Below are 5368 nucleotides of genomic sequence, written 5' to 3' on the forward strand. Positions count from 1 at the left end.
GGGGTAAGCTGCACACGGCCGATCACATCGCCAATGGCAAGGATCGACGGCGCGGTGGTCTGGTACTGCTCATCGACGCGGATGAAACCGCGCGCATCCAGCTCGACGCCGGTGTTTTCCAGGCCCAGGTTGTCCAGCATCGGGCGCCGGCCTGTGGCGTAGAACACACAGTCGGCCAGCAGCTCGCGACCATCCTTGAGGGTGGCCTTGAGGCTGCCGTCCTCAAGCTTGTCGATGCGCTGGATGTCCGCATTGAACTGCAGGTCGAGGCCGCGTTTTTCCAGTTCTTCCTTGAGGTGCGTGCGCACCGAACCGTCAAACCCGCGCAGGAAAAGGTCGCCACGGTACAACAGCGTGGTAGCAGCCCCCAGGCCCTGGAAGATCCCGGCGAACTCGACGGCGATGTAGCCGCCACCCACCACCAGCACCCGGCGTGGCAACGCCTTGAGGTAGAAGGCTTCGTTGGAGGTGATGGCCAGTTCCTTGCCCGGAATGTCCGGCACCTGCGGCCAGCCACCGGTGGCAATCAGGATGTGTTCGGCGGTGTAGCACTTGCCGTCGACTTCGACTTCATTGGCACCGGTCATGCGCGCATGGCCCTGCAGCAGGGTCACCCCGCTGTTGACCAGCAAGTTGCGGTAGATGCCGTTGAGGCGCTCGATTTCGCGGTTCTTGTTCGCAATCAGCGTGCCCCAGTCGAAATGCCCTTCTTCGAGGGTCCAGCCAAAACCTGCGGCTTGCTCCAGCTCGTCGGCGACGTGCGCGCCGTACACCAGCAGCTTTTTCGGCACGCACCCGACGTTGACGCAGGTGCCACCAAGGTAGCGACTTTCAGCCACCGCCACTTTTGCGCCAAAGCCCGCAGCAAAGCGCGCCGCGCGCACACCGCCGGACCCGGCGCCAATCACGAACAGATCAAAATCGTAGGCCATGTATTCAGTCTCCTAGGCAGGCGCCCAGCATAACGCCGTTGGCCGCCGCAATCGAGTAGGAGGCGGGCTCACACCCGCCGTCCTCTCACACCACCGTGCGTACGGTTCCGTACACGGCGGTTCAAGCTATGCGGCTGAGCCGGTTGACCGTATCCAGTATCGAGACCAGCCCGAGTCGATCCCATAGTTTCTTCGGCAGCGCCTGATTCATATGTGACGCCCCCGAGTTCCACCATGGACCTTGCCCGTTGGAGGCTGATTTGCAGGCACGCTTTTCACTTAGACCTAGTCGCATCAGGTTACGCGCCCTCGTCGAGGGCAGTTTCCATTGACGCCAGATGGCGCAGCGAGTTTTGTGCCTGATCCAGCTATCCAGTTCCTCAAGTGGCCGCCTACTCTGGCTGAGCTTGAAGTAGCCCGCCCACCCTCGTAGCACAGGGTTTATCCGTTCGATGGTATTCCCCATCTTCTGGCCCCGCGCTCTGCGCAGCAGCTCTGCGAGCCGGTCGCGCAGGCGACCCAGGCTCATCGTTGCCACACGCAGCTTTGGCTGCTGATGCCAGCTCATTCCATAACCCAAGTAGTCACACTTCCAGGCTCTCGCGACTCGACTCTTCTACGGCGCTCTACACAGGCCATCAGGACGTCGTGGTTGACCCGATCAAAGAACTTCTCCAGATCGATTTCCACGCACCAGCGGTGCCCCAATGCCACATGGGCACGGGCCATTTCAACGGCTTGGTGAGCGCTTTTGCCAGGACGAAAGCCGTAGCTGTAGTCCGAAAACAGCGGATCGAAGAGTAGCGTGAGTTGTTGCTGCAATGCTTGCTGGATCAGGCGATCCACGACGGTGGGGATTCCCAGTTGCCGTGTGCCGCCCTGCGGCTTGGGAATTTCAACCGCTCGCACTGCATGGGGATGGTATTCACCGGCCAGCAACCTGGCCTTGAGGGTTTCTGCATTACGGCTACCAACGAGACAGTGACGCCTACTGGCGGCATAACCTGTTCGGCCCTTGGTGACGCGGTTAACCGCCACTTACTACGGCTTCGGCTGACTTCTGCACGCTCATCCCGTCGCCTTTCGACGCCCGGTAGCACAATGGCAAACGTGCAGATCTCCCAGGGTAATTCGCGCGACCTTCCTGCTTATGCCTGTCGGATTTACGTCGCAGCGTTCCGTGCAAGTATTGGGCTTTGAAGATTGTTGCCCTCTCACCCCGCTGCGCCGCCTGATCCGCTTCCTGTTCGTCAGGCCAGCATTTTGCCTCGGGCTTCCTTCAGATTCGCAGTCACCTGCGACACCCTTGCCTCTGGCTAACACTTCCCCTTGCCGGGTGTGTAGAGGACTTTCACCTCCAAGTCACCAGCGAGGCCACCACAGCCAAGCTGGTTGCGCTAACGCGCAACGCGCCATGCCTGGCGCACAACAAAAAAGCCACCCGCAAGGGTGGCTTTCATCAGACCAGCCGGGCTTATCAGTAAGCCTTGCCAGTCTTGTAGTAGTTCTCGAAGCAGAAGTTGGTCGCGTCGATGTAGCCCTCGGCGCCACCGCAATCGAAACGCTGGCCCTTGAACTTGTAGGCAATCACGCAGCCGTTCTGAGCCTGCTGCATCAGCGCGTCGGTGATCTGGATTTCGCCGCCTTTGCCTGGCGGGGTGTTCTGGATGATATCGAAGATATCGGGGGTCAGGATGTAGCGGCCGATGATCGCCAGGTTGGACGGCGCGTCCTCCGGAGCCGGCTTCTCGACCATGTTGGTAACACGGAAGATATCGTCGCGGATCATGTCACCGGCGATGACGCCGTACTTGTTGGTTTCCTGCGGGTCGACTTCCTGGATGGCGATGATCGAGCAGCGGAACTGGTTGTACAGCTTGACCATCTGGGTCAGCACGCCGTCACCTTCGGGGTTGACGCACAGGTCGTCCGCCAGCACCACGGCGAACGGCTCGTCGCCGATCAGCGGGCGGCCGGTAAGGATGGCGTGACCCAGGCCTTTCATTTCGGTCTGCCGGGTGTAGGAGAACGAACACTCGTCGAGCAGACGACGGATACCGACCAGGTATTTTTCCTTGTCGGTGCCCTTGATCTGGTTTTCCAGCTCGTAGCTGATGTCGAAGTGGTCTTCCAGGGCGCGCTTGCCGCGGCCGGTGACGATGGAAATCTCGCTCAGACCGGCATCCAATGCTTCTTCAACGCCATACTGGATCAGTGGCTTGTTGACCACCGGCAGCATTTCCTTGGGCATGGCTTTGGTAGCAGGCAGGAAGCGGGTGCCGTAGCCGGCTGCCGGGAACAAGCATTTTTTGATCATATACGTCCTTACAAAAGGCTAGGCCTGTGGGATTCGGCGCAGTCTAATCAGGCGGCAGTCACCTTACAATGCCCCACCCCTGGCCGATCGTTGGGATGATAGAGATAACCCAGTGTAGATAGTTCCGGCGGATCGTAAATATTACCGTCATACATGACCGTTGGATGACAGCCGAATCTGGCAGCCTGCACCGGCCTTTTCCCAGCGTCGCGCTCCCCTTGTGGCAGCGGGTTCACCCGTGCTGAGGCCGGCACAGGCGACACATCAACCGCCGGTCCCCTGCCCGATCAGCACGCCATCCACCTTCTGCCCATACAGGTTCACCCCGTCATTGGCATGAAACTTCACCCGCGTCTTCTCGATGGAGCCGTCCACCAACCGCGGGTCCTGCGGGCGTTCATGGCGATTGATCCACGCCGCCACGTCCCAGGCCTGCTGATCACTGAGGCTGCCCGGCTTGCCCAGCGGCATGTTGTACTTGATGAACGACGCTGCGGTGTTGATCCGGTGCATGCCGGCGCCCCAGTTGTAGGCATCCTTGCCCCACAGCGGCGGCATCACGTACTCGCCCGCCACCTGCTGGCCTTCGCCATTGTCGCCGTGGCAAATCGCGCACTGCTCACGGTACACCTGCTGACCGCGCGTGAAGTCATATCCGCCTTTAGGCTGTGCAACCTCAGGGTAACCGCGCCCGGCAATCTCGACACCGGTCGGCGCCTTGGTCGAAAGCCAGTACGCATACACCGCCAGCGCCGTCATCTGCGGGCTGTCAGCGGCAGGCGGCTTGCCGTTCATGCTGAACTGGAAGCACCCCTGGATACGTTCGGCATAGGTGTTGACCTTGTCGTTTTTCTTGCGGTAGGCCGGGTACATCGGGTAAGCGCCCCACAAGGGTGCGGAGTGCGCCAGCCGCCCCTGATCGAGGTGGCAGTTGCTGCAGTTCATGCCATTGCCCACGGCCTCGGGCATCAACCGGCGGGTGTCGACGAACAAGGCATGGCCCTCACGCACCGCCTTGCCAAAGGCATTATCAGGCAGCTCGCTTTCAGCGGGTGGCACGAACTGCGGCGCGGCCTGCACGCCGGGCACCCTCAACTGCGACTGGTCTTCCATGGCGATCGGTGTGGCCTGGGCGCTGGCCATGGCCAGCAGCAATAACGCCGGAGTCATCCGTTTCATGGCGTGACCTCCTGGCTGGCGGGGCGGGCAAAGAATTCGGCAATGGCCTTGATCTCGGCATCGGTCATGGCCTTGGCCACGCCGACCATCAGCTGGTTGGGGTCATTGCGGCGGCTACCGTCGCGCCAGGCATCGAGCTGCGCCACCAGGTAGCTGGCGGGCTGGCCGGCCAAGGGTGGAAAATGCTCGCCAACCCCACCGCCACCAGGGCCGTGGCATTGCACGCAGCCCGGGATCTTTCGGCTCCAGTCACCGTAAAGGGCCATGCGCGTTGTGGGGTCATCGGCGATCTGCTGGCGGCGCAGGTCACCTGCGGGGTCTGCTGGCAAGCTGGCCAGGTAGCCGCTGACCGCCTTGATTTCATCCTCGCTCAGGGCCTTGGCCAGCGGCTCCATCACCGCATGCTTGCGGCTGCCGCTGCGCCAGTCATGCAATTGCTTGCCGAGGTAACCGGCCGGGAGCCCGGCCAATCGTGGAAACCCGGCGGCGGCAATGCCCTTGCCATCCGCGCCATGGCAACCGAGGCAGGCCATGGCAGCGGGGTTGGCCCCGCCCTGATTGAAGACTTTCTGGCCGTCAGCGGCTTGTACCGCGGGCCAGGCCAGGATCAGCAGGCTGCTGACCACGACGCGACTCAACGCTGTCATCACGAACCTCCATTTCTTTTGTTATAAGCTTAGGCTTAAAAAACATAAGCAAATGGATACTATCCCTGCCAGGGAGATCGCAACAACGCCAAGGCGGGCCAAGCCCTGGCCAAGGGCCGCTTAACCGCCTGTTACTTGCCCCAGATCAATTTCCGGAGATGCATTGGGTAGCCGCCGTGCGCACATCACCCAAGCGCAGCGGGAAGTTGTTCAACCGTTCGTGCAGCGTGATGCTGCTGCCACTGCCACGCTTGTCGATGTCCACCAGCGCCGCCGGGCCCACCCCCGAGGTG

4 protein-coding genes and 1 pseudogene are annotated in these 5368 nt (G+C 61.4%); all 5 read right to left on the reverse strand.

What is annotated here, in order from left to right; translation table 11 throughout:
- On the reverse strand, positions 1 to 932 hold a 932-nt coding region (locus HP546_RS25225), incomplete at its 3' end, for an FAD-dependent oxidoreductase (protein WP_172231034.1).
- A 121-nt stretch (positions 933 to 1053) separates the two neighbouring features.
- Positions 1054 to 1883, reverse strand: a pseudogene (locus HP546_RS31530) (group II intron maturase-specific domain-containing protein); the annotation flags it as partial.
- Positions 1884 to 2409: 526 nt separating this feature from the next.
- Positions 2410 to 3249 (reverse strand): UTP--glucose-1-phosphate uridylyltransferase GalU, encoded by an 840-nt coding sequence (galU, locus tag HP546_RS25240; RefSeq protein ID WP_172231040.1) that lies wholly within the window; start codon positions 3247 to 3249, stop codon positions 2410 to 2412.
- 264 nt (positions 3250 to 3513) lie between these two features.
- The gene (locus HP546_RS25245; protein WP_172231043.1) at positions 3514 to 4428 is read right to left on the reverse strand and encodes a c-type cytochrome; all 915 of its coding nucleotides are present in this window, start codon (positions 4426 to 4428) and stop codon (positions 3514 to 3516) included.
- Positions 4425 to 5075, reverse strand: a complete 651-nt coding sequence (locus tag HP546_RS25250) for a cytochrome c (RefSeq protein ID WP_172231046.1) — start codon at positions 5073 to 5075, stop codon at positions 4425 to 4427. Before HP546_RS25250 ends, HP546_RS25245 begins: the two co-directional genes overlap by 4 nt.
- Positions 5076 to 5368: the final 293 nt, after the last annotated feature.

Origin of the sequence: Pseudomonas sp. CM25, from assembly GCF_013179705.1 — a bacterium.
In the GTDB taxonomy this organism is placed as follows: domain Bacteria; phylum Pseudomonadota; class Gammaproteobacteria; order Pseudomonadales; family Pseudomonadaceae; genus Aquipseudomonas.

What these genes read in the sequence shown, in the direction of transcription:
- galU (WP_172231040.1), bottom strand. Translation starts at nt 3,249, where the DNA reads ATGATCAAAAAATGCTTGTTCCCGGCAGCCGGCTACGGCACCCGCTTC.
- HP546_RS25250 (WP_172231046.1), bottom strand. Translation starts at nt 5,075, where the DNA reads ATGACAGCGTTGAGTCGCGTCGTGGTCAGCAGCCTGCTGATCCTGGCC.
- HP546_RS25245 (WP_172231043.1), bottom strand. Translation starts at nt 4,428, where the DNA reads ATGAAACGGATGACTCCGGCGTTATTGCTGCTGGCCATGGCCAGCGCC.